Source organism: Streptomyces sp. NBC_01176 (assembly GCF_045039825.1).
Taxonomy (GTDB): domain Bacteria; phylum Actinomycetota; class Actinomycetes; order Streptomycetales; family Streptomycetaceae; genus Streptomyces.
In genome coordinates this window covers 4,874,113-4,895,919 of the sequence record NZ_CP108600.1, presented here as the reverse complement: position 1 = coordinate 4,895,919, position 21,807 = coordinate 4,874,113, and the positions used below count along the sequence as shown (strand labels likewise).

Below are 21,807 nucleotides of genomic sequence, written 5' to 3'. Positions count from 1 at the left end.
GGGCACCGTTTACGCCCCTGACCTGCGTTTGTCACACACAGTCATGTTTGATCACGAGATGGTCACAGGATGTGCTGGAACTGCCGTTCCAGACCATCGTCGGTGGAGTGCACGGTGCAGAACTGGGGTGTGATGCCCAGATAGACCGGGTCGAACCGTTCGCCGTCCACGAGCCGCGGGGCGGGTCCGAAACGCTCCCGCTCCGCCGCGGTCGGCTCGACCGCCTCGCACCGGCCCACGATCTGCACGGACCACAGGCTCTCGCCGGGCCGCGCCGAACTCAGGTTGTCCGTGCCGTACGCGATGATGCCGCCGGCGCAGGCCTGGTGGCTTCCGCAGCCCCGGTGCATCCGCAACAGCACGCGTCCCTCCACCACGATGTGGCGGGCCGCCGCGAGCAGGGGCAGCGCGTGCCGACTGGCGGCCACCCGGCCGTGATCGGTGCGGCGCATCAGGTCCACGGCGAGCTGTTCGTCGGTGGGCATCCTTCCAATCTTCGGCATCCGCGGAGACCGGACAAGAGCCGCCCGTCCCGGGTAAGGGGGCCATAGGTCCCGAATGAACCCCGGGTACCGGCCCCGCCCCCATGCCGGCCCGGACGCGTCAGCGGCGCTGCTTCTCCGCCTGAATGCGTGCCACGTACGCGGCCGCCTGGGAACGCCGCTCCATGCCCAGCTTGGACAGCAGGCTCGACACATAGTTCTTGATCGTCTTCTCGGCCAGATGCAGCCGCTCGCCTATGGCGCGGTTGGTCAGCCCCTCGCCGATCAGGTCGAGGATCCTGCGCTCCTGCTCGGTGAGGTGCGCGAGCCGGTCGTCGCCGCGGGGGCCGCCGTCGCGCAGCCGCTCCAGGACCCGGGCCGTGGCCTCCGGGTCGAGCAGGGACTTCCCGGCCGCGACATCGCGCACGGCGGCCAGCAGTTCGCCGCCGCGGATCGCCTTCAGTACATAGCCCGACGCGCCCGCCATGATCGCCTCGAAAAGTGCCTCGTCATCGGCGTAGGAGGTCAGCATCAGACATTTGATGGCATCGTTGCCGGACCGGATCTCGCGGCAGACCTCCACACCGCTGCCGTCCGGGAGCCGTACGTCGAGCACCGCGACGTCCGGGTGCGTGGCGGGAATCCTCACCAGCGCGTCGGCCGCCGTCCCGGCCTCGCCGACCACCTCGATGTCGTCCTCCACGGAGAGCAACTCGTGGACCCCGCGCCGTACGACCTCGTGGTCATCAACGAGAAATACGGTAATTTTTCCGTTTTCGGGCACAAAGTAAGTGTCACACACCACTCCCGGCCCCGCGGAGGTCCACTCTTCCCGTGCCCGGGGTGGCCGGGATAACGTGCCGGTGTTCCGGCCCCCTGCAAGGCTGCGACCAGTGCTGTGACCAGCAACTGTTCCCGACCCGCGCGAACTACTTGGAAATCCGACTAAAAAGTACTTGGAAATCCAAGCAAAAACGCAGGTCAGGAGGGGTTTCACAGAAATGTGGAGCACTGGGTAACGTGACCGTTGCAGGGCGCTCGCCGGGGCACCTGTCACGCCTGTTCCGGCCGAGTGGCACCCACCCCGTGCACGGGTACTGGAACGGCGAGCCGCTCCCTCGAGCTCTCGATGAGCGAGAGGGAACCCAGCCACCCGGCAACCCCGGGGGCCGGACCGACGGAGGAGCACACGTGACCGTGGAGAGCACTGCCGCGCGCAAGCCGCGACGCAGCGCCGGTACGACCGCTGCGAAAAGCGGCGCCAGTACGGCCGGTTCAAAGACCGCCGCGAGCAGGACCGCAGCGAGCAAGGGCACCGGCGCGGCCGGCAAGAAGGCACCGGGTACTTCGGGCGCGGACCCCGAACTCGTCCAGCTGCTGACGCCCGAGGGCGAGCGGGTCGCGGACGCCACGTACGACCCGTACGTCGCGGACATCACCCCCGAGGAGCTGCGCGGCCTGTACCGGGACATGGTGCTGAGCCGCCGCTTCGACGCCGAGGCCACCTCTCTGCAGCGCCAGGGCGAGCTGGGTCTGTGGGCCTCGATGCTCGGCCAGGAGGCCGCCCAGATCGGTTCGGGCCGTGCCACCCGTGACGACGACTACGTCTTCCCGACCTACCGCGAGCACGGCGTCGCCTGGTGCCGCGGGGTCGACCCGACCAACCTGCTCGGCATGTTCCGGGGTGTGAACAACGGCGGCTGGGACCCGAACAGCAACAACTTCCACCTGTACACGATCGTCATCGGCTCGCAGACGCTGCACGCCACCGGCTACGCCATGGGCATCGCCAAGGACGGCGCGGACTCGGCCGTGATCGCGTACTTCGGGGACGGCGCCTCCAGCCAGGGTGACGTGGCCGAATCGTTCACCTTCTCCGCGGTCTACAACGCGCCCGTCGTGTTCTTCTGCCAGAACAACCAGTGGGCGATCTCCGAGCCCACCGAGAAGCAGACCCGCGTCCCGCTCTACCAGCGCGCGCAGGGCTACGGCTTCCCGGGCGTCCGCGTCGACGGCAACGACGTCCTGGCCTGCCTGGCCGTGACCAAGTGGGCCCTGGAGCGGGCCCGCCGCGGCGAGGGGCCCACGCTCGTCGAGGCGTACACGTACCGCATGGGCGCGCACACCACCTCCGACGACCCGACCAAGTACCGGGCGGACGAGGAGCGCGAGTCCTGGGAGGCGAAGGACCCGATCCTGCGCCTGCGCGCGTATCTGGAGGCCTCAAACCACGCGGACGAGGGATTCTTCGCGGAACTCGAGGCCGAGAGCGAGACGTTGGGCAAACGAGTACGCGAAGTCGTCCGGGCCATGCCGGACCCCGACCACCTCGCGATCTTCGAGAACGTGTACGCGGACGGGCACGCGCTCGTCGACGAGGAGCGAGCCCAGTTCGCCGCCTACCAGGCGTCGTTCGCGGACGAAGGGGAGGGCAAGTAGCGATGGCTGCGGAAAAGATGGCGCTGGCCAAGGCGATCAACGAGTCGCTGCGCACGGCCCTCGACACCGACCCCAAGGTCCTGATCATGGGCGAGGACGTCGGCAAGCTCGGTGGTGTCTTCCGGGTCACCGACGGCCTGCAGAAGGACTTCGGTGAGGACCGGGTCATCGACACCCCGCTCGCCGAGTCGGGCATCGTCGGCACGGCGATCGGCCTGGCCCTGCGGGGCTACCGCCCGGTGGTGGAGATCCAGTTCGACGGCTTCGTCTTCCCGGCGTACGACCAGATCGTCACGCAGCTCGCGAAGATGCACGCGCGGGCGCTCGGCAAGATCAAGCTCCCCGTCGTCATCCGCATTCCCTACGGCGGCGGCATCGGCGCGGTGGAGCACCACTCCGAGTCCCCCGAGGCGCTCTTCGCGCACGTCGCGGGCCTCAAGGTGGTCTCCCCGTCGAACGCGAGCGACGCCTACTGGATGATGCAGCAGGCCATCCAGAGCGACGACCCGGTGATCTTCTTCGAGCCCAAGCGGCGCTACTGGGACAAGAGCGAGGTCAACACCGACGCCATCCCCGGCCCGCTGCACAAGGCGGTCGTGGCCCGTGAGGGCAGCGACCTGACGCTCGCCGCGTACGGCCCGATGGTGAAGGTCTGCCTGGAGGCCGCGGCGGCCGCCCAGGAGGAGGGCAGGTCGATCGAGGTCCTGGACCTGCGCTCGATGTCGCCCATCGACTTCGACTCCGTCCAGACCTCGGTGGAGAAGACCCGCCACCTGGTCGTGGTGCACGAGGCCCCGGTGTTCCTGGGCACGGGCGCGGAGATCGCCGCCCGCATCACGGAGCGGTGCTTCTACCACCTGGAGGCACCCGTCCTGCGGGTCGGGGGCTACCACGCCCCCTATCCGCCGGCACGCCTGGAGGACGAGTACCTTCCGGGCCTGGACCGGGTGCTCGACGCCGTCGACCGCTCGCTGGCGTACTGAGGAGAGGGTCGTGACGACGATGACTGAGAACGCGTCGGGGCTCCGCGAGTTCAAGATGCCCGACGTGGGCGAGGGACTCACCGAGGCGGAGATCCTCAAGTGGTACGTCCAGCCCGGTGACTCCGTCACCGACGGCCAGGTCGTGTGCGAGGTCGAGACCGCCAAGGCCGCGGTCGAGCTGCCCATCCCGTACGACGGCGTGGTGCGCGAACTCCGCTTCCCCGAGGGGACGACGGTGGACGTGGGCCAGGTGATCATCGCGGTGGACGTGTCCGGAGGAGCGGCGCCCGTGCAGGCGGCGCCCGCGGCGGCTCCGGCCGCCGAGCCCGTCCCCGTGGCCCCGCAGTCCCCGGCGGCTCCCGCCGGGGAGCCCAAGCCCGAGGGCCGCACACCGGTCCTCGTCGGGTACGGGGTGGCCGAGTCCTCCACCAAGCGCCGGCCCCGCAAGGGCACCGAGGTTCCCGCGCAACCGTCCGAGGTGTTCCGGGCCGCGACCGCGATCCAGGGCGAGCTCAACGGACACGGCAGGCCGCGCCCGCTGGCGAAGCCCCCGGTCCGCAAGCTCGCCAAGGACCTCGGGGTCGACCTGACGACGGTCACACCGTCCGGCCCGGACGGCATCATCACGCGCGAGGACGTCCACGCGGCGGTGGCGCCCGCACCGGTGCCGGCCCCGCAGACGTCCGTCGAGGAGACCGCGGCGGTCGCCCGCGTCCAGGCGGCCGCCCCGGTCGCCACGTACGACGCGGTGCGGGAGACCCGTGTCCCGGTGAAGGGTGTCCGCAAGGCCACCGCCACCGCGATGGTCGGCTCGGCGTTCACCGCCCCGCACGTCACCGAGTTCGTGACGGTCGACGTGACCCGCACGATGAGGCTCGTCGAGGAGCTCAAGCAGGACAAGGAGCTCGCGGGTCTCCGCGTGAACCCGCTGCTGCTCATCGCCAAGGCCCTGCTGGTGGCGATCAAGCGCAATCCGGCCGTCAACGCCTCCTGGGACGAGGCAGCCCAGGAGATCGTCCTCAAGCACTACGTGAACCTGGGCATCGCCGCCGCCACACCCCGTGGTCTGCTCGTCCCGAACATCAAGGACGCGCACACCAAGACGCTCCCCCAGCTCGCCGAGGCCCTGGGCGAGCTGGTGGCGACGGCCCGCGAGGGCAAGACCTCACCGGCCGCGATGCAGGGCGGCACGGTGACGATCACCAACGTCGGCGTCTTCGGCGTCGACACCGGCACGCCGATCCTCAATCCCGGCGAGTCGGCGATCCTCGCGATCGGTGCGATCAAGCTCCAGCCCTGGGTCCACAAGGGCAAGGTGAAGCCGCGGCAGGTGACGACGCTCGCGCTCTCCTTCGACCACCGCCTGGTCGACGGCGAGCTCGGCTCCAAGGTCCTCGCCGACGTGGCGGCGATCCTGGAGCAGCCGAAGCGGCTGATCACCTGGGCGTGAACCCGATAGTGGATCCGCACGTGAGGAACGCGCCGATCGGATAGGTTCACCACGGAGGGGCCGGCCGCAAATTCGTCTTGCGACCGACCCCTCCGCCCGCGCCACGGTCAGGAACGGTTGAGCACGTAGACGGGCGCTCCGTTCGCACCGCCTCCCCGGGAGTGGATGCAGGCGTGCTTGCGCAGCATCCGCAGGCAGTCGTCGACGCGCTGTACGGAGAGCCCGGTACGGGCCGCGATGGCCTCCAACGGCTGACGCAGCTCGCCCTCGTCGACCAGTACCGGCACGATCACCACCGCCACCGCCCACACATCGGATGTCACGCTCAGCCGTTGCCGCCAGTCGGCCAGTACGGACTCGGCGGTCGGGTGCGCGGAGAACGCGGCGATGGGCGCCGGACGATCGAGCGCCAGCACATCGAGTCGGTCCGCGATGCGTTCCATGGCCTGGGCGACAGCCTGCTGTGTGACGAGCGTGGCGCGCTGCATCTCGACCATGGTCCGTTGCAGGGCGAGCGACTCCTGCTGCGCGAGGGCGTGCCGCTCGTCCGCCCGCAGGTTGTGCTCCTCCAGCCGGACGATGGCCTCGGCGACCTGTTCGGGCATGGCGTAGGCGATGGGCGCGCCCAGTTCGGCGGACTGCACCTCGGCCTCTTCGAGGCGGTAGGAACCCTCCCGCTGGACGGTCTCGATGACCTCCGCGACCCACTGCTTGAAGGGGGCGCAGGCGGGCTTGGTGCAGGCGTTGACAAGAAGGATCAGACCCTGGAGGTCGATCAGTTGCAAGTCTCGACGCCATGTCCTGCCTGCGGGAACGCCGAGACCGTAACTTCCAGTTACGGTCTCGAGATTGTCTCGGTGCTCCTCGGGCACGTGGTCGGCGAGTGCCTTCCGGGAGTTGGTGTGCCCCAACTCCTTGCAGACGTCGACCGCCGGGAACCAGTGGCCTCCGCCGGGCATGGTCAGCCTCCGGATCCGGTCGCCGGTCGCCGCGAACACGAAGTCGCTGATGTCGATCGCCTCGCGCCGCTCGGCCGAGTCGGGCCGCTTGCTGGGTTCGTTCATGTGAACCACCTCCGTCGCGGAACCTAGGACGGACGAAATCGAATATGCCAGCCGGGCGCAGGGGTGTTCATGATTGCGAGGGAAAGATCATCGAATGCGCCGCGCGGGATCACTGCCACGTGTAAGGCGGCCGGCGACGAGCGCGGGTGGGGGCCGAGGGAGGACGCGGGTCGCGCGGGACGAAGCGGCCGTCTCGCCGGTCGGCCGGGCTCGGCGCGACGAAGACAGCAGTACGGCGAAGGGGCCTGTCGCGCGATGCGCGGCAGGCCCCTTTCCCTCACGCCGGGAAGTCGTCGTCCCCGTGTCAGGAACTACTTGGCGAAGGCGTAGCTCATCAGCTTCTTCGCGTCCGACTCGCGGGCCGGGATGGACGTCGAGGCGAGGACGGTGCCGATGACCGTCTTGCCGTTTCGGGTGGCGGCGAAGACGAGGCAGTACTTGGCCTCGGGGCCGGAGCCCGTCTTCACGCCGATGGTGCCGCTGTAGCTGCTGAGCAGACCGTTGGTGTTGGTCCACGCGGCCATGGTGCGGGTGCCGCCGGTCTTCGTGACGGTCTTCGCCGTGTACGACTTGGTCTTCACGACCGTCTTGAACGTGCTGTTCTTCATCGCGCTGCTGGCGAGCTTCGTCAGGTCGCGCGGGGTCGAGTAGTTGTTGCCGTTGCCGATGCCGTCGAACGAGTCGAACTTGGTGTTCGTCAGACCGAGGGACTTCGCCGTGCTGTTCATCTTGCCGATGAACGACTTCACACGGGCGGCACGGGTCGAGCCCGAGCCGTACTTGTCAGCGAGCGCGTACGCGGCGTCGCAGCCGGACGGCAGCATCAGACCGTAGAGGAGCTGACGGACGGTGACCTTGTCGCCGACGATCAGGTGGGCCTGGGAGGCGTTGTTGGCGACCACGTAGTCGCTGTAGGCCTTCTGGATGGTGACCTTGGCGTCCAGGTTCAGGTTCGACTGCGCCAGGACGACCTTGGCGGTCATGATCTTGGTGGTGGAACCGGTGGAACGCCTGGTGTCAGCGGCCTTGGTGTAGAGGGTCTTGGCCGTGCCGTTGTTCATCACGTAGCCGCCCTTGGCGGCGATCGTGGGCGTGGTCACGGCACCCGCGGGTGCCGCGCCGAAGGCTCCGGCGGCCAGAACGGCGCCGGTCGTGACGGTCACAGCGGCGGCCCTGCGGAAACGCGTGCCCTTAATGCCGGTAATCAAAATGAACGCTCCGAATGCGCGAAATGCCCCTGGGAGAACGGCACATGGCAGTGCCGTCTCACGTACGGACTCCCCACGCGCCCAAAGGGATGCACGGAAAAGCGAACTGAATGATGTGACGTGGGTTACGTCGGGAGCCCCAAGGTGAACGCTTGAGAAGCCGTCGGGTCGCGCCGGTCCGCATCCTGGACGGGCGACCGTGATGCGTGCGTGTTGTATCTATGATGTGCGCATGCCTGCCGCCCCACCCGTGTCCGCCCCGCCCGCCGTCCCTCCGGTGAAACAGCCACCCGCCGCCGAGCGGGTCTACGCCCACGTCAAGCAGGGTGTCCTGGAACGCCGTTACGAAGGGGGGACGCTGCTCACCGAGGGCGAACTCGCCGACGCCGTCGGGGTGTCCCGTACACCGGTGCGCGAGGCGCTGCTCCGGCTCGAGGTCGAGGGCCTGATCAGGCTCTACCCGAAGAAGGGCGCCCTGGTCCTGCCCGTCTCCGCGCAGGAGATCGCGGACGTGGTCGAGACCCGCCAGCTCGTCGAGGAGCACGCGGTCCGCAAGGCCGTACCGGCCGCGCCGCGGCTCATCGCGCGGCTGGAGGAACTCCTCGCCCAGCAGAAGCAACAGGCCGCCGCGGGCGACCTGGCGGGCGCCGCCGTCACCGACCGCTGCTTCCACGCGGAGATCGTCCGCAGTGGCGCCAACGAGATCCTCTCCCGTCTCTACGACCAGCTCCGCGACCGTCAGTTGAGGATGGGAGTGGCCGTCATGCACGCGCACCCCGACCGGATCACCAAGACGCTCACCGAGCACGAGGAGATCCTCGAAGCCCTGCGGTCCGGCGACGCGGAGGCGGCCGTCGACATCGTCCACCGCCACGTCAGCTGGTTCTCGAACCTGGCGCGGGGAGAGGTGCGATGAGCTCCCACTCGGCCGTGTCACTGCCGGGTGATCCACCCGGCGGGCGCCGCGCCGTCGGCGTCTGGGGCATCGGTGTCGCCGTCTACTTCGTCGCGGTCATCTTCCGTACGTCGCTCGGGGTGGCCGGGCTCGACGCCGCGGACCGTTTCCATGTGAACGCCTCCGCGCTCTCCACCTTCTCGATCCTCCAACTCCTCGTCTACGCCGGCATGCAGATACCCGTCGGGCTGCTCGTCGACCGGCTCGGCACCAAGCGCGTGCTGACCTTCGGCGTCCTGCTGTTCACGGCGGGACAGCTGGGCTTCGCGTTCTCGTCCTCGTACGGGATGGCGCTGGCCTCGCGGGCGCTGCTGGGCTGCGGGGACGCCATGACGTTCATCAGCGTGCTGCGGCTGGGCACCCGCTGGTTCCCGGCCCGCCGCGGGCCGTTGGTCGCTCAGCTCGCGGGGCTCGTCGGCATGGCGGGCAACCTCGTGTCGACCCTCGTGATCGCGCGGCTGCTGCACGGGGTCGGCTGGACGGCGGCGTTCGCGGGCAGCGCGTTCGCGGGCGTGGTCGTCCTCGTCCTGCTGCTCCTCTTCCTCAAGGACCACCCGGAGGGTCACGAGCCGGAGCCGTTCCCGCACCAGGGAGCCGCCTATGTGCGCCGGCAGATCCTGGCGTCCTGGCGCGAGCCCGGCACCCGGCTGGGCATGTGGGTGCACTTCACGACGCAGTTCCCGGCGATGGTGTTCCTGCTGCTGTGGGGCATGCCGTTCCTGGTCGAGGCGGAGGGACTGTCGCGGGCGACGGCCGGTGAGCTGCTCACCCTCGTCGTCCTGTCCAACATGTTCGTCGGGCTCGTGTACGGGCAGATCGTCGCCCGGCACCACGCGGCGCGGCTGCCCCTGGCGCTCGGGACGGTGTCGGCGACCGCGGTGGCCTGGGCGAGCGCCGTGGCCTACCCCGCGCAGCACGCGCCGATGTGGCTGCTGGTGGCGCTCTGCACCGTGCTGGGGGCCTGCGGCCCGGCTTCCATGATCGGGTTCGACTTCGCGCGGCCCGCGAATCCGCCCGAGCGGCAGGGGACCGCGTCCGGGATCACCAACATGGGTGGTTTCGTCGCCTCCATGACGACGCTGTTCGCGATCGGGGTGCTCCTGGACTCGACCGGCGACAACTACCGGATCGCGTTCTCCGCGGTGTTCGTCCTTCAGGCGGTCGGGCTGAGCCAGATCTTCCGGCTGCGCAAGGAGGCGGCGCGCAGGGAACGAGAGCGGCTGGTCGCGAGCCGGGTGGAGACGGTGCACGTACCGGCGTAGTCACCGCCGGGGCTCCTCGCCCCGCCGCCCCCACCCTTCCCCCGAGCCGTCGGCTTCGCTCGGGCGGAGGCGACCGGGTCCGCGCCGCTTTTTCCGGCGCCGTTGCCGCGGGCCCCGGATTGCTCGGGCCCGCTCCTCGTTACGGCGTGACCGTGAAGTTGCGGAGGATCGCCGTGGTCAGGTCCGGGTCGCCCTCGGTCTTGATGCGGTCGGAGACGGCTTCGGGGGTCACGCGCCCGCAGGCCAGCCGGAAGAAGGTCTCCCAGTCGAGGGTGAGGGTGGCGGCCGGGCCGAGAGAGGGGGCACCGTCTATCGAGCCGCGCCCCTCGGCGTCGACGCGGACCGTGCGCAGGAACTCCACGGGCCCGTGGACATCGAAGACGACCGCCGACTGCGCGGGCGCCCCCGCGTCCTTGGCCACCACCTTCGGCAGCGCGGCGAGCAGCTGGTCGCGGACGATCTGCGCGCCCGGGGAGTCGAGGTTGCCCGGCCGGCCGAGGGTGGCCCGGAGGTCCTGCTCGTGCACCCACACGTCGAACGCGCGGTTCAGCATGGCGTGTTCGAGGGTCACCTCGGTGCCGAGCGGACCGCGCACCTTGGTGTCCGGCTGCCGTGTCTCGTTCCGCAGCTGACGGTTGCGGCGGATGATCGTGTACTCCAGCTCGGAGGTCATCTCGGGCGCCGTGTGGTGGCGGCGCACATCGACCTGCATCTCCATGTAGCGCTGGTGCTCGTTCGTGACGTGGAACAGGTCCCGGGGGAGCGTGTGGATCGGCCGCGGATCGCCCAGCATCTCGCAGTCGAGCCCGATCACGTGCGACACCAGATCCCGTACCGACCAGCCGGGGCAGGGCGTCCGCCGGTTCCATTCGCCCTCCACCAGCGGCGACACCAACTCGGATATCGCATCGATGGAGTGGGTCCAGGCGTCGGCGTAGGACTGAAGGCTCGGATGCAGACTCACGGAACGGGACCCCTCGGGCGGTCGGTACGCGGGCAGTGGGTGTCTTGGAACGCTAAGTTACGCTGCTGTGAGGCACCCCGGCAGTGCTTTCGTGTGACGATCGTAGGCCCGTATGGACGGCTCGAATGCCAGGACGGTGGTAGTGTGCACGCCTCTCTGCTCCAGATCGACGTAAAAGCCACCGAATCGGTCGATTCGCGTCGGCAACGGGTGGCCGCTCTGGTACGAGAACAAGCCGGAGTGGATCTGGTGGTGCTGCCCGAGCTGTGGACCACGGGGGCGTTCGCCTACGAGTCGTTCGCCGCGGAGGCGGAGGCCCTGGACGGACCGACGGCCGAGGTCATGGCGAAGACGGCGGGCGACGCGGGCGTGTGGCTGCACGCGGGCTCGATCCCGGAACGCGCCCCGGACGGCGCGCTCTACAACACCTCCCTCGTCTTCTCGCCCGCCGGCGACCTGGCCGCCGCCTACCGCAAGATCCACCGCTTCGGCTTCGACAAGGGCGAGGCCGTGCTGATGGGTGCGGGCGGCGACCTGGTGACGGTCCGCCTCCCGGAGACCACCGTCGGCGTCGCCACCTGCTACGACCTCCGCTTCCCGGAGCTCTTCCGCGGGCTCGTCGACGCGGGCGCCGAGACCTTCGTCGTCCCCGCCGGCTGGCCCGAGCGCCGCCGCGGCCACTGGACCCTTCTCGCCCAGGCCCGGGCGGTCGAGAACCAGGCGTTCGTACTCGCCTGTGGAACGGCCGGCACCCACGCGGACGTTCCCCAGGCAGGTCACTCGATCGTGGTCGACCCCTGGGGCGAGGTCCTCGCGGAGGCGGGTTCCGGGGAGGAGGTCCTCACGGTCGAGTTCGACCCGGGGAAGGTGGCGACGACGAGGGAACAGTTCCCGGCGCTCAAGGACCGCGTACTGGGCCTCGCACCGCCACGCGGCTGACGCACCGACGCCCGCCGCCGAGGCACGCGACAGTGGCGCACGGCATTGACGCGGTACCAGGGCCTGCGACGCACGCCCGCGACAGTGACCTGCGCCGTTGATGCACGGTACCGGCGTCCGCCGCCGAGGCCCGTGCGACGGTGACCGCACGCCGTTGACGCGGGTGACCTGCGCGGGCCGGCTCCCTTTACGTGTTGCGTGGCCGACGCGCGCGGCACGGCAACGGGCCGGGTCAGTCCCCGCCGTGCTCCTTCTCCGCCAGGTGGATCACGCAGACCGCCACCGCGATCAGCAGCGCGATGTCCGCGTCGTCCCGGACGACGTCGACGCCGTACGTCTCGCGCACCCGCAGCCACCGCCGCGAGATCTGCGCCAGCAGCTCCCCGTCGTAGTCGATCCCGAACTCCCGGTCCAGGATCTTCCCGCTGACGTCGAGCTCCGTACCGTCCACCAGGGCCACCCGGTAGTGGTTGCGCAGCAGGGACAGCCGCTTGCGCCGGATGGTGGCCAGCGTCTCGCCGTCCCGCTCGATGACCATCGTGTCCCGCAGGGCGAACATCTTCTGGTGGATGTCGATGAGGACGCGCCCGCGCGTGTCCTTCAGCTCGAACGTGTCCCGCAGCCGCATCGCCTTGCCGTCGACGAGGAACACCTTGTTGCCGTGCTCGTCCTCGATCCAGTAGTCGTCACCGAAGCCGAGGAGCCGGTCGCGCACGAGGAATCTCATACCGTCACGGATTCCCCCGTGGCCGGTCCGAAACGCCGTCTGTAGGCCGATGGGCTCAGTCCCGTCTCCCGCCGCAGCCGAGCCCTGAGGTTCGCGGCGGTACCGAGGCCGCTGCGCCGCGCGACGACCTCGATCCGGTGTTCGCCCCGCTCGATGAGGCGGCAGGCCAGGGCCACCCGCTCCCCGGTCAGCCAGGCCAGCGGGGTGGTCCCGAGCTGGGTCCGGAAGCGCCGGTGCAGGGTGGCCGGGCTGAGTGCGGCGTGCGCCGCGAGGCCGGCCACCGTGAGGGGTTCCCCGAGCCGCTCCTGTGCCCAGGCCAGCAGGGGCGCGAGGGACTCGTCCGGTACGTCGGGCACGGGGCGCTCGACGAACTGCCGCTGCCCGCCGTCGCGGTGCGCGGCGAAGACCAGCCGCCGGCTGACGGCGTTGGCGATCTCGGCGCCGTGGTCGCGCCGTACGACGTGCAGCCCGAGGTCGAGCGCCGACGCGCTGCCGGACGCGGTGAGGATGTCGCCGTCGTCCACGAACAGCACGTCCGGCTCCAGCCGCACCCCCGGGAAGCGCGCCCGGAACGACGGCGCCCACATCCAGTGGCAGGCCGCCCGCCGCCCCTCCAGCAGCCCGGCTTCCGCGAGTGTGAATGCGCCGGAGCAGAATCCGATGAGCCGCGCGCCCCGCGCGTGCGCCCGGCGTATGGCGTCCAGGACCTCGGGGGAACGCGGGGCGTCGGTGTCGGGCCGGTTCGGCACGATCAGCGTGTCGGCGTCCTCGGCCGCGTCCAGCCCGGCGACGTCGGCGAGCGTGAAGAACCCGTCCCGCATCCGGGTGCGCTCGGAGACCGCGCACAGCCGGAAGTCGTACAGCTCCCGCCCCAGCTCGGGCCTGCGCAGCCCGAAGACCTCGATGGCACAGCTCATCTCGAAGGGGTTGGAGTTCTCGTCGACGATCAGGACGACCCGGTGCGCGCCGGTCCCGGGGACGGCGCCGGGAGCGGCCTCGGGGACGGCCTCGGGGGCGGCACCGGGAGCGACTCCGATCGCGGACCCGGAGGTGCCTCCAGGGGTGCTTCCGAGGGCGGGGTGCGAGGATCCTTGCGGCATGTGCGATTTCTAGCACTCGTGGACCCGCCGGACCAGGCCGAGGATGACCGCATGGCCAACGAACCCGTCTCCCTGCCCGCCGCCCTCGCCTCCTTCTCCGACCTGTGGAGCCCCCGCATCGTCACCGCGGTCAACGACTACGACGTGCGCGTGGCCAAGGTCGAGGGCGAGCACCTCTGGCACACGCACGACCACACGGACGAGTTCTTCCTGGTCCTGGAGGGGGAGCTGACCATCGCCCTGCGGGAGCCGGCCGGCGAGCGGGCCGTCGTCCTCCCCAAGGGCTCCGTCTTCACCGTCCCGCGCGGCACCGCACACAAGCCGAGCGCGCCGACGGGCGCCGCGATCCTGCTGTTCGAACCCACGGGCACCCTCACCGTCGGCGACCACCACGACGAGATCCCGGACCACGTGGACGCCACCACGGGGCATGCGCTCGGCTGAGCGGCCGGCGGCGCGTTCCTGCCCGGATGGCATGCTTGAAGCATGAACGACGCCGCCCCCGCCCCCGCGCCCCGCCGTGTCCGTGTCCGCGCCCCCGAGCTGACCGGCAAGGGCGGCTGGCTGAACACCGGAGGCAACGAACTCACCCTCGCCGACCTGCGAGGCAAGTGCGTTGTCATCGATTTTTGGACCTTCTGCTGCATCAACTGCCTGCACGTCCTGGACGAGCTGCGGGAGCTGGAGGAGAAGCACCGGGACACCGTGGTGATCATCGGGGTGCACTCGCCGAAGTTCGTGCACGAGGCCGAGCACCAGGCGGTGGTCGACGCCGTCGAGCGGTACGGCGTCGAGCACCCGGTGCTGGACGACCCCGAGCTCGCCACCTGGAAGCAGTACGCGGTGCGGGCCTGGCCCACGCTCGTGGTGATCGACCCCGAGGGGTACGTCGTCGCGCAGCACGCCGGGGAGGGGCACGCGCACGCGATCGCCCGGCTGGTGGAGGAGCTGGAGGCCGAGCACGCGGCCAAGGGGACGCTGCGGCGCGGGGACGGGCCCTATGTGGCGCCGGAGCCCGAGCCCACCGCGCTCCGCTTCCCCGGCAAGGCGCTCGCCCTTCCGAACGGGAACTTCCTGGTCAGCGACACGACCCGGCATCAGCTGGTGGAACTCGAGGCGGACGGCGAGACGGTCGTGCGGCGCATCGGGTCCGGCGGGCGCGGCTTCGTGGACGGACCGGCCGACACGGCGGGGTTCAGCGAGCCGCAGGGGCTGGCCCTGCTGGACGCCGACGGGTCGGTCGTGGTGGCCGACACCGTGAACCACGCCCTGCGCCGCGTCGACCTCGCGACCGGCGAGGTCACGACCCTCGCGGGGACCGGCCGGCAGTGGTGGCAGGGATCGCCGACGTCCGGCCCGGCGCGCGAGGTCGACCTGTCCTCGCCGTGGGACGTGGCGGTCTTCGGCGGCAAGGTCTGGATCGCCATGGCCGGGGTGCACCAGCTGTGGGCGTACGACCCGGCGGACGGGACCGTCGAGGTCGCCGCGGGCACGACGAACGAGGGGCTCGTCGACGGGCCGCCGGCCGAGGCCTGGTTCGCCCAGCCGTCCGGGCTGGCGGCCACCGCCGACCGGCTCTGGGTGGCCGACTCCGAGACCTCGGCGCTGCGGTGGGTCGGCCTCGACGGCACCGTGCACACCGCCGTCGGCACCGGCCTGTTCGACTTCGGGCACCGTGACGGCGCCGCCGAACAGGCCCTGCTCCAGCACCCGTTGGGGGTCACGGCGCTGCCCGACGGCTCGGTCGCCATCAGCGACACGTACAACCACGCGCTGCGCCGCTACGACCCGGCGACGGGTGAAGTGACCACGCTGGCCACGGACGTGCGGGAGCCGAGCGACGCGGTCCTGGTCGGGGACGACATCGTGGTCGTCGAGTCCGCCCGGCACCGGCTGACCCGGCTGCGTCTGCCCGAGGAGGCCGTGAGGGTGGAGTCCGTGGCCCATCGCACGCAGCGGGCCGCCACCGAAGTCGCCCCGGGCGGGCTCCGGTTGGACGTGATCTTCCAGGCTCCGGCGGGCCAGAAGCTGGACACCCGCTACGGACCGTCCACCCGGCTGCTCGTCTCCTCGACCCCGCCCGAGCTGCTGCTCGACGGCGAGGGGGCGGGCACGGATCTCTCCCGGGCCCTGGAGCTGAACCCGGCCGTCACGGAGGGTGTCCTGCACGTCTCCGCGATGGCCGCGTCCTGCGACGACGATCCGTCGAACGAGTACCCGGCCTGCCATGTCCACCAGCAGGACTGGGGTGTGCCGGTCCGCCTCACCGCGGACGGTGCGCCGCGGCTGCCGCTGGTGCTGGCGGGGATGGACGACTGACCCGCGGTCACACGCCGTATCCGCCGCGGGGGTGCCGCTCCTCCTCGATCACCGGGGTGCTCGGCGGCACCACCACGCGCCGCCTCCTCGCGATGCTGTTGAACGTCACTACCCCGATCAGTCCGACGACCATGAAGATGATGCCGACCAGGTCGAGGTTGACCCCCTTCATGTGCCAGTCCGTCGCGAACGTGAGGATGGCCCCCGCGCCGATCAGGATGATGCAGCCGCCCAGGCCCATGGGTGTCGCCTCCTTGGAGTTGCAACTCGCGGTCTTTCCAGGTTCGTTCCGGGTACCCGGGACCCCGCGAGACATGCGGAGGCGCTCACTCGCCGCTCGGTGGCACCGTTCGGCGTCATCTCACGAGGACTATCCCTCCAGGAACGCCACCAACGCGTTGGCCAGCAGGAACGGGTCGTCGGCGCCGCACAGTTCGCGGACGCTGTGCATCGAGAGGATGGCCACGCCGATGTCGATGGTCTTGATGCCGTGGCGGGCCGCGGTGATCGGGCCGATGGTGGTGCCGCAGGGCATGGAGTTGTTGGAGACGAAGGACTGGAAGTCGACGCCGGCCTTCTCGCAGGCGGCGGCGAACACCGCGCGGCCCGCGCCGTCGGTGGCGTAGCGGTTGTTGACGTTCACCTTGAGGATGGGGCCGCCGTTGGCGCGCGGGTGGTGCGTCGGGTCGTGCCGCTCCGCGTAGTTGGGGTGGACGGCGTGGCCGGTGTCGGAGGAGAGGCAGACGGTGCCCGCGAAGGAGCGTGCCCGGTCCTCGTACGTACCGCCCCGTGCGAACACCGAGCGTTCGAGCACGCCGCCGAGCAGCGGACCGTCGGCGCCGGTGTCGCTCTGCGAGCCGTTCTCCTCGTGGTCGAAGGCGGCGAGGACGGGGATGTACGGGAGCTCGGTGCCGGTGCCGGTGCCCGCGGCCGTGGCCACGGCGACCAGTGCCGCCGTGCCCGCGTGCACGGACAGCAGGTTGTCCATGCGGGGGCCGGCCAGCAGCTCCTGGTCGCGGCCCAGGTAGGCGGGCGGTTCGACGGAGTGGGTCATCAGGTCCCAGCCGGTGATCTCGCCGGCCTGCAGACCCGACTCCTCCTCCAGGAACGCGATCAGGTCGCCCTCATGGGGGTCGCCCAGGCCCCAGACGGGCTGGAGATGACGCTGCTTGTCGAGCTTCAGTCCCTCGGTGGAGACGGAACGGTCGAGGTGGACGGCGAGCTGGGGGACGCGCAGCAGCGGCCGGTCGATGCTGACCAGGCGCGTCGAGCCGTCGCGCAGCGTCAGCCGGCCGGCCAGCCCGAGGTCACGGTCCAGCCAGGAGTTCAGCAGCGGTCCGCCGTAGATCTCCACGGCCACCTGGCGCCAGCCGTGCGCGCCGGTGTCCGGCTGCGGCTTGACGCGCAGGTTGGGGGAGTCGGTGTGCGCGCCCACGATCCGGTACGGGGTGTGCGGTCCGGCGCCCTCGGGCACGTACCAGGCGACGATCGCACCCCCGCGCAGCACGAACTTGCCTCCGCTCGTGCCGTCCCACGCGTCGGTTTCGGCGACCTGACGGAATCCGGCCTTCTCCAGCCGCTCGGCGGCGTTCGCCACGGCGTGGTACGGCGTCGGGCTCGCCGCCAGGAAGGTCATGAGGTCGTCGGTGTGGCCGCGGTCGAAGCGGGCTGGGTAGCTCATGAGTTCACCTTAACGACGCTCGGGGGCCCCCTCCCCGGGATGGTGAGCGGGCTCTCGTAAGGGGGATGTGAAGGGCGGACATCTGGCGGGAGCTGGACGTTCCCGCGTGGTGCCGCGGTGGGACAACGGTGCGGGAGGGGGAGAAGGCACGTGTGTTCCGGCCCGCCGCGGGTTCCTCGGACGTTTCGCGCCCCGGCGCATCCGGACTCGCGCGCCTTTTTCTGCGCCTCCTCCGCGCTCCTTTGCGCGCCCTGCGCCCCCGGGCCGGCGTTCCGTCCCGGCACCCGGCACCCGGCACCCGGCACCCGGCACCCGGCACCCGGTCCCGGCACCCGGTCCCGGTTTCCGCCCGCTCTCCCTGCGCCGAACGGCCCGCCCCCGGAAACGAATCCGGGAGCGGGCCGTCGAGTGGGCGCCGGGTGGGCGCCGTGCGGTCGCCGAGGGGCTCGAACTCAGAACGCCGCTTCGTCCAGCTCCATCAGGTCCAGGTCCACGCCCTCGGCCAGCTTGCGCGCGCCGGTGACGCCGGGCAGGACGTTCGCGGCGAAGAACTTCGCGGCGGCGATCTTGCCGGTGTAGAAGGGCCTGTCCTTCGCCGACGCCGTCTCCAGCTTCTCGGCGGCGACCGCGGCACCGCGCAGCAGCAGGTAGCCGACGACCACGTCACCGGAGGCGAGGAGGAGGCGGGTGGTGTTCAGGCCCACCTTGTAGATGTTCTTGACGTCCTGCTCCGTCGCCGCGAGGTCGGTGAGCATGAGGCCGACGATGGCCTCCAGCTCGACGGCCGCCTTGGCGAGCTGCTCGCGGGCCGCGGACAGCTCCTCGCCGCCGGTGGCGAGCGCCAGGAACTTCTTGATGTCCTCGGCGAGCGAGTTCAGTGCGGCGCCCTGGTTGCGGACGATCTTCCGGAAGAAGAAGTCCTGCCCCTGGATCGCGGTGGTGCCCTCGTACAGGGTGTCGATCTTGGCGTCGCGGATGTACTGCTCGATCGGGTACTCCTGCAGGAAGCCGGAGCCGCCGAAGGTCTGCAGGGACTGGGCGAGCTGCTCGTAGCCCTTCTCGGAGCCGTAGCCCTTCACGATCGGCAGGAGCAGGTCGTTGAGGGCCTCCAGCGCGGCGGTGTCCTCGCCGGCGGCCTCCTTGACCTGGATGTCGTCCTGGATGGCCGCGGTGTGCAGCACCAGGGCGCGCATGCCCTCGGCGTACGCCTTCTGCGTCATCAGCGAGCGGCGCACGTCCGGGTGGTGCGTGATGGTGACCTTGGGCGCGGTCTTGTCCATGAAGTTCGCGAGGTCCGGGCCCTGGACGCGCTCCTTGGCGTACTCCAGCGCGTTCAGGTAGCCCGTCGACAGGGTCGAGATCGCCTTCGTGCCGACCATCATGCGGGCGAACTCGATGATGCGGAACATCTGGCGGATGCCGTCGTGCTTGTCGCCGATCAGCCAGCCCTTGGCAGGGTGACGGTCGCCGAAGGTCATCTCGCAGGTGTTGGACGCCTTCAGGCCCATCTTGTGCTCGACGTTCGTCGCGTAGGCGCCGTTGCGCTCGCCCAGCTCGCCGGTCTCGAAGTCGAACTCGTACTTCGGGACGAGGAAGAGGGAGAGACCCTTGGTGCCCGGTCCGGCGCCCTCGGGGCGGGCGAGCACGTAGTGGAGGATGTTCTCCGACATGTCGTGCTCACCGGACGTGATGAAGCGCTTGACGCCCTCGATGTGCCAGGAGCCGTCCTCCTGCTGGACGGCCTTGGTGCGGCCGGCGCCGACGTCCGAGCCCGCGTCGGGCTCGGTGAGGACCATGGTGGAGCCCCACTGCTTGTCGACGGCGATCTTCGCGATGTGCTTCTGGACCTCCGTGCCCTCCTCGAAGAGGATGCCGGCGAAGGCCGGGCCCGAGGAGTACATCCAGACGGCCGGGTTGGCGCCGAGCACCAGCTCCGCGTAGGCCCAGATGAGGGAGCGGGGCGCGGTGGAGCCGCCGATCTCCTCGGGCAGGCCCAGACGCCAGTACTCGGAGTCCATGAACGCCTGGTACGACTTCTTGAAGGAAGCCGGGACCGGAGCGGTGTTGGTCTCGGGGTCGAAGACGGGAGGGTTGCGGTCGGCGTCGGCGAAGGACGCGGCCAGCTCGTTCTCCGAGAGGCGCGTGAGCTCCTCCAGGATGCTCTTGGCGGTGTCCGTGTCCATCTCCGCGAACGGTCCGGTGCCGTACAGCTTGTCGCGCCCGAGCACCTCGAAGAGGTTGAACTCGATGTCGCGGAGATTCGACTTGTAGTGCCCCATGGCGACGGCTCCGTAAGGGTTCGGGGAGGCAGAGGTACTCGCAGCCTCGTTACACGTACCAGCAAGTAGCTACGATGATGCTACCCGTCGGTAATAAGAATCAACCCCTGACGGTCCCTATGTGACGAGGCTCTAACGGGACTTCAGCCCGACGCAGGCGGGACTCGGGCCGGACTCGGGCCGGAATCGGGCAGGAGTCGGGCGGGGAGTGCCGTCCGGGACGCGGGCCGGGGTGCCGATGGGCGGTGCCGCGCCGGTGGCCGGGACAGGGATACGCCGTCCGTGACTCCCCCGGAGGCCGCGCCGACTAGTCTTTGGCCCATGTACGGCTACGACCAGAACGCGGGCGCTCAGCAGCAGCAGTACGCCCAGCCGCAGCAGCAGATGCCCGGCGGCTACGGCCAGCAGCCGCCCCTCTATCCCGAGCCGTCCCCGCCGTCGCTGGCGGACGCGGTCCGCGCCTTCACGACGGGATCGCTGTCCGCGGAGGACTTCCAGCAGGTCTTCGCCACCTCGAAGGTCTACTGCCCGCGCGGCGACAACCCCGGTTTCCTGGCGCTCCACAACACCCAGCAGCCGGTCATCCCCATGTTCAGCTCGCTCAAGGAGCTGCGCCGGTACGCCGGCAAGGAGTCCAAGTTCTTCGTGATCACCGGTGCGGAGGTGATCGACCTGCTCCCCACCGGCTACGGCTTCGTGCTCGACATGGAGGGTGAGCACCGCATGGTCTTCGACGCGAAGGCCGTGGAACAGATGGTGGACTTCGCCATGCGCCGTATGTACGGCTAGTCCTGCCGCTCGCCGATCACCGCGGACGCCCGGAGGGAATTCCCTCCGGGCGTCCGTCGTTACGGGTGGCAGAAAGTTCAACAATCAACTAAACTCGAAGCACAAGGAGGTACCGACATGCCTGCAGTGACCGTCGAAAACCCGCTGACCCTTCCCCGTGTGGTGGCGCCGGCCGACGCCGTGGCCCGTCCCGTGCTCACCGTGACGACCGCGCCCAGCGGCTTCGAGGGCGAGGGATTTCCGGTCCGTCGCGCGTTCGCCGGGATCAACTACCGCCACCTCGACCCGTTCATCATGATGGACCAGATGGGTGAGGTGGAGTACGCGCCGGGAGAGCCCAAGGGCACCCCCTGGCACCCGCACCGCGGCTTCGAGACCGTGACCTACATCATCGACGGGATCTTCGACCACCAGGACTCCAACGGCGGCGGCGGCACCATCACCAACGGGGACACCCAGTGGATGACCGCGGGCGCCGGCCTCCTGCACATCGAGGCCCCGCCGGAGTCGCTCGTCATGTCCGGCGGCCTCTTCCACGGCCTCCAGCTGTGGGTGAACCTCCCGGCCAAGGACAAGATGATGGCCCCGAGGTACCAGGACATCCGCGGTCGCTCGGTCCAGCTGCTGAGCACCCCCGACGGCGGCGCGCTGCTGCGTGTCATCGCCGGTGAGCTCGACGGCCACGAGGGTCCCGGTGTCACGCACACGCCGATCACCATGGTCCACGCGACCGTGGCACCCGGCGCCGAGCTCACCCTCCCCTGGCGCGAGGACTTCAACGGTCTCGCCTACGTGCTCGCCGGACGCGGCAGCGTCGGCACGGAGCGCCGTCCGGTCCACACCGGCCAGACCGCGGTCTTCGGCGCGGGCGGCTCGCTGACCGTCCGCGCGGACGAGAAGCAGGACGCGCACACCCCGGACCTGGAGGTCGTCCTCCTCGGCGGACAGCCGATCCGTGAGCCCATGGCCCACTACGGCCCCTTCGTGATGAACACCCGCGAGGAGCTGCAGCAGGCCGTCGAGGACTTCCAGAAGGGCCGCCTGGGCACCATCCCGGCGGTGCACGGAATGTCCGAGCGCGGACTGTAAGGACGTACGGCGCCGACGCCGTACGATCCCGACGCCGTACGCCCGCGCGATCACGCGCGTCTGACACCGCGTCACCC

20 protein-coding genes are annotated in these 21,807 nt (G+C 70.2%); 10 read left to right on the top strand and 10 right to left on the bottom strand.

The features are described 5' to 3' along the window. Positions 1-62 precede the first annotated feature (62 nt). Together OG199_RS21030 and OG199_RS21025 are read right to left on the bottom strand one after the other, a co-directional pair. Positions 63-485: a pyridoxamine 5'-phosphate oxidase family protein gene (locus OG199_RS21030; RefSeq protein ID WP_405830767.1), complete on the bottom strand. Its 423-nt coding sequence runs from the start codon at positions 483-485 to the stop codon at positions 63-65. 118 nt (positions 486-603) lie between these two features. Beyond that, a complete protein-coding gene (locus OG199_RS21025; protein ID WP_405830765.1) occupies positions 604-1,266 on the bottom strand; it encodes a response regulator in 663 nt (220 codons plus the stop codon). Between the two features lie 407 nt (positions 1,267-1,673). Here OG199_RS21025 and pdhA point away from each other — a divergent pair, with 407 nt between their 5' ends. From pdhA to OG199_RS21010, 3 genes are read left to right on the top strand one after another with little or no spacing between them, the layout of a single operon-like run. Continuing rightward, positions 1,674-2,921 carry a pyruvate dehydrogenase (acetyl-transferring) E1 component subunit alpha gene (gene pdhA / locus OG199_RS21020; protein ID WP_356800558.1) on the top strand — a complete coding sequence of 416 codons (1,248 nt, stop codon included), beginning with the start codon at positions 1,674-1,676 and terminating at the stop codon, positions 2,919-2,921. Positions 2,922-2,923: 2 nt separating this feature from the next. After that, a complete protein-coding gene (locus tag OG199_RS21015; RefSeq protein WP_356800557.1) occupies positions 2,924-3,904 on the top strand; it encodes an alpha-ketoacid dehydrogenase subunit beta in 981 nt (326 codons plus the stop codon). Positions 3,905-3,914: 10 nt separating this feature from the next. Beyond that, positions 3,915-5,354 carry a dihydrolipoamide acetyltransferase family protein gene (locus OG199_RS21010; protein WP_356800556.1) on the top strand — a complete coding sequence of 480 codons (1,440 nt, stop codon included), beginning with the start codon at positions 3,915-3,917 and terminating at the stop codon, positions 5,352-5,354. 107 nt (positions 5,355-5,461) lie between these two features. Here the strand turns inward: OG199_RS21010 and OG199_RS21005 are convergent, their stop codons facing one another. Continuing rightward, positions 5,462-6,418 (bottom strand): Bro-N domain-containing protein, encoded by a 957-nt coding sequence (locus OG199_RS21005; protein ID WP_405830763.1) that lies wholly within the window; start codon positions 6,416-6,418, stop codon positions 5,462-5,464. Positions 6,419-6,729: 311 nt separating this feature from the next. Beyond that, positions 6,730-7,626, bottom strand: coding sequence for a D-alanyl-D-alanine carboxypeptidase family protein (locus tag OG199_RS21000; protein ID WP_266700372.1), 897 nt, complete (start codon positions 7,624-7,626; stop codon positions 6,730-6,732). Positions 7,627-7,858: 232 nt separating this feature from the next. On the opposite strand from OG199_RS21000, the gene OG199_RS20995 reads away from it, so the two are divergent. Next, positions 7,859-8,542, top strand: coding sequence for a GntR family transcriptional regulator (locus OG199_RS20995; RefSeq protein WP_356800554.1), 684 nt, complete (start codon positions 7,859-7,861; stop codon positions 8,540-8,542). Next, the gene (locus OG199_RS20990; protein ID WP_401806551.1) at positions 8,539-9,843 is read left to right on the top strand and encodes a nitrate/nitrite transporter; all 1,305 of its coding nucleotides are present in this window, start codon (positions 8,539-8,541) and stop codon (positions 9,841-9,843) included. Before OG199_RS20995 ends, OG199_RS20990 begins: the two co-directional genes overlap by 4 nt. A gap of 139 nt (positions 9,844-9,982) precedes the next feature. Here the strand turns inward: OG199_RS20990 and OG199_RS20985 are convergent, their stop codons facing one another. Beyond that, entirely contained in the window at positions 9,983-10,807 is an 825-nt protein-coding gene (locus OG199_RS20985; protein WP_356800552.1) for a maleylpyruvate isomerase family mycothiol-dependent enzyme, read from the bottom strand. Positions 10,808-10,951: 144 nt separating this feature from the next. Between OG199_RS20985 and OG199_RS20980 the strand changes: the two genes are divergently transcribed. Next, a complete protein-coding gene (locus tag OG199_RS20980) occupies positions 10,952-11,746 on the top strand; it encodes a carbon-nitrogen family hydrolase (RefSeq protein WP_356800551.1) in 795 nt (264 codons plus the stop codon). A gap of 232 nt (positions 11,747-11,978) precedes the next feature. Here the strand turns inward: OG199_RS20980 and OG199_RS20975 are convergent, their stop codons facing one another. Together OG199_RS20975 and OG199_RS20970 are read right to left on the bottom strand one after the other, a co-directional pair. Then, positions 11,979-12,473: an LURP-one-related family protein gene (locus tag OG199_RS20975; RefSeq protein ID WP_356800550.1), complete on the bottom strand. Its 495-nt coding sequence runs from the start codon at positions 12,471-12,473 to the stop codon at positions 11,979-11,981. Further along, the gene (locus OG199_RS20970; RefSeq protein ID WP_405830759.1) at positions 12,470-13,573 is read right to left on the bottom strand and encodes a GlxA family transcriptional regulator; all 1,104 of its coding nucleotides are present in this window, start codon (positions 13,571-13,573) and stop codon (positions 12,470-12,472) included. Before OG199_RS20970 ends, OG199_RS20975 begins: the two co-directional genes overlap by 4 nt. A gap of 51 nt (positions 13,574-13,624) precedes the next feature. Between OG199_RS20970 and OG199_RS20965 the strand changes: the two genes are divergently transcribed. Together OG199_RS20965 and OG199_RS20960 are read left to right on the top strand one after the other, a co-directional pair. After that, entirely contained in the window at positions 13,625-14,017 is a 393-nt protein-coding gene (locus OG199_RS20965) for a cupin domain-containing protein (RefSeq protein WP_356800548.1), read from the top strand. Positions 14,018-14,059: 42 nt separating this feature from the next. After that, positions 14,060-15,892: an NHL domain-containing thioredoxin family protein gene (locus tag OG199_RS20960; RefSeq protein WP_405830757.1), complete on the top strand. Its 1,833-nt coding sequence runs from the start codon at positions 14,060-14,062 to the stop codon at positions 15,890-15,892. A gap of 7 nt (positions 15,893-15,899) precedes the next feature. Here the strand turns inward: OG199_RS20960 and OG199_RS20955 are convergent, their stop codons facing one another. The 3 genes from OG199_RS20955 to OG199_RS20945 all read right to left on the bottom strand — a co-directional run bounded on the left by OG199_RS20955 (position 15,900) and on the right by OG199_RS20945 (position 19,852). Beyond that, complete coding sequence (locus tag OG199_RS20955; RefSeq protein WP_356804270.1) at positions 15,900-16,133, bottom strand: hypothetical protein; 234 nt, start codon at positions 16,131-16,133, stop codon at positions 15,900-15,902. 129 nt (positions 16,134-16,262) lie between these two features. Beyond that, positions 16,263-17,573: a M18 family aminopeptidase gene (locus OG199_RS20950; RefSeq protein ID WP_405830756.1), complete on the bottom strand. Its 1,311-nt coding sequence runs from the start codon at positions 17,571-17,573 to the stop codon at positions 16,263-16,265. A 452-nt stretch (positions 17,574-18,025) separates the two neighbouring features. Then, the gene (locus OG199_RS20945; protein ID WP_405830755.1) at positions 18,026-19,852 is read right to left on the bottom strand and encodes an acyl-CoA dehydrogenase; all 1,827 of its coding nucleotides are present in this window, start codon (positions 19,850-19,852) and stop codon (positions 18,026-18,028) included. Positions 19,853-20,173: 321 nt separating this feature from the next. On the opposite strand from OG199_RS20945, the gene OG199_RS20940 reads away from it, so the two are divergent. Beyond that, positions 20,174-20,641, top strand: coding sequence for an SseB family protein (locus tag OG199_RS20940; protein WP_168529151.1), 468 nt, complete (start codon positions 20,174-20,176; stop codon positions 20,639-20,641). Between the two features lie 117 nt (positions 20,642-20,758). Continuing rightward, the gene (locus OG199_RS20935) at positions 20,759-21,730 is read left to right on the top strand and encodes a pirin family protein (RefSeq protein WP_356804274.1); all 972 of its coding nucleotides are present in this window, start codon (positions 20,759-20,761) and stop codon (positions 21,728-21,730) included. Positions 21,731-21,807 lie beyond the last annotated feature (77 nt).

What these genes read in the sequence shown, in the direction of transcription:
- OG199_RS21030 (WP_405830767.1), bottom strand. Translation starts at nt 485, where the DNA reads ATGCCCACCGACGAACAGCTCGCCGTGGACCTGATGCGCCGCACCGAT.
- OG199_RS21015 (WP_356800557.1), top strand. Translation starts at nt 2,924, where the DNA reads ATGGCTGCGGAAAAGATGGCGCTGGCCAAGGCGATCAACGAGTCGCTG.
- OG199_RS21005 (WP_405830763.1), bottom strand. Translation starts at nt 6,418, where the DNA reads ATGAACGAACCCAGCAAGCGGCCCGACTCGGCCGAGCGGCGCGAGGCG.
- OG199_RS20995 (WP_356800554.1), top strand. Translation starts at nt 7,859, where the DNA reads ATGCCTGCCGCCCCACCCGTGTCCGCCCCGCCCGCCGTCCCTCCGGTG.
- OG199_RS20990 (WP_401806551.1), top strand. Translation starts at nt 8,539, where the DNA reads ATGAGCTCCCACTCGGCCGTGTCACTGCCGGGTGATCCACCCGGCGGG.
- OG199_RS20975 (WP_356800550.1), bottom strand. Translation starts at nt 12,473, where the DNA reads ATGAGATTCCTCGTGCGCGACCGGCTCCTCGGCTTCGGTGACGACTAC.
- OG199_RS20970 (WP_405830759.1), bottom strand. Translation starts at nt 13,573, where the DNA reads ATGCCGCAAGGATCCTCGCACCCCGCCCTCGGAAGCACCCCTGGAGGC.
- OG199_RS20965 (WP_356800548.1), top strand. Translation starts at nt 13,625, where the DNA reads ATGGCCAACGAACCCGTCTCCCTGCCCGCCGCCCTCGCCTCCTTCTCC.
- OG199_RS20960 (WP_405830757.1), top strand. Translation starts at nt 14,060, where the DNA reads ATGAACGACGCCGCCCCCGCCCCCGCGCCCCGCCGTGTCCGTGTCCGC.
- OG199_RS20955 (WP_356804270.1), bottom strand. Translation starts at nt 16,133, where the DNA reads ATGGGCCTGGGCGGCTGCATCATCCTGATCGGCGCGGGGGCCATCCTC.
- OG199_RS20950 (WP_405830756.1), bottom strand. Translation starts at nt 17,573, where the DNA reads ATGAGCTACCCAGCCCGCTTCGACCGCGGCCACACCGACGACCTCATG.
- OG199_RS20945 (WP_405830755.1), bottom strand. Translation starts at nt 19,852, where the DNA reads ATGGGGCACTACAAGTCGAATCTCCGCGACATCGAGTTCAACCTCTTC.
- OG199_RS20940 (WP_168529151.1), top strand. Translation starts at nt 20,174, where the DNA reads ATGTACGGCTACGACCAGAACGCGGGCGCTCAGCAGCAGCAGTACGCC.
- OG199_RS20935 (WP_356804274.1), top strand. Translation starts at nt 20,759, where the DNA reads ATGCCTGCAGTGACCGTCGAAAACCCGCTGACCCTTCCCCGTGTGGTG.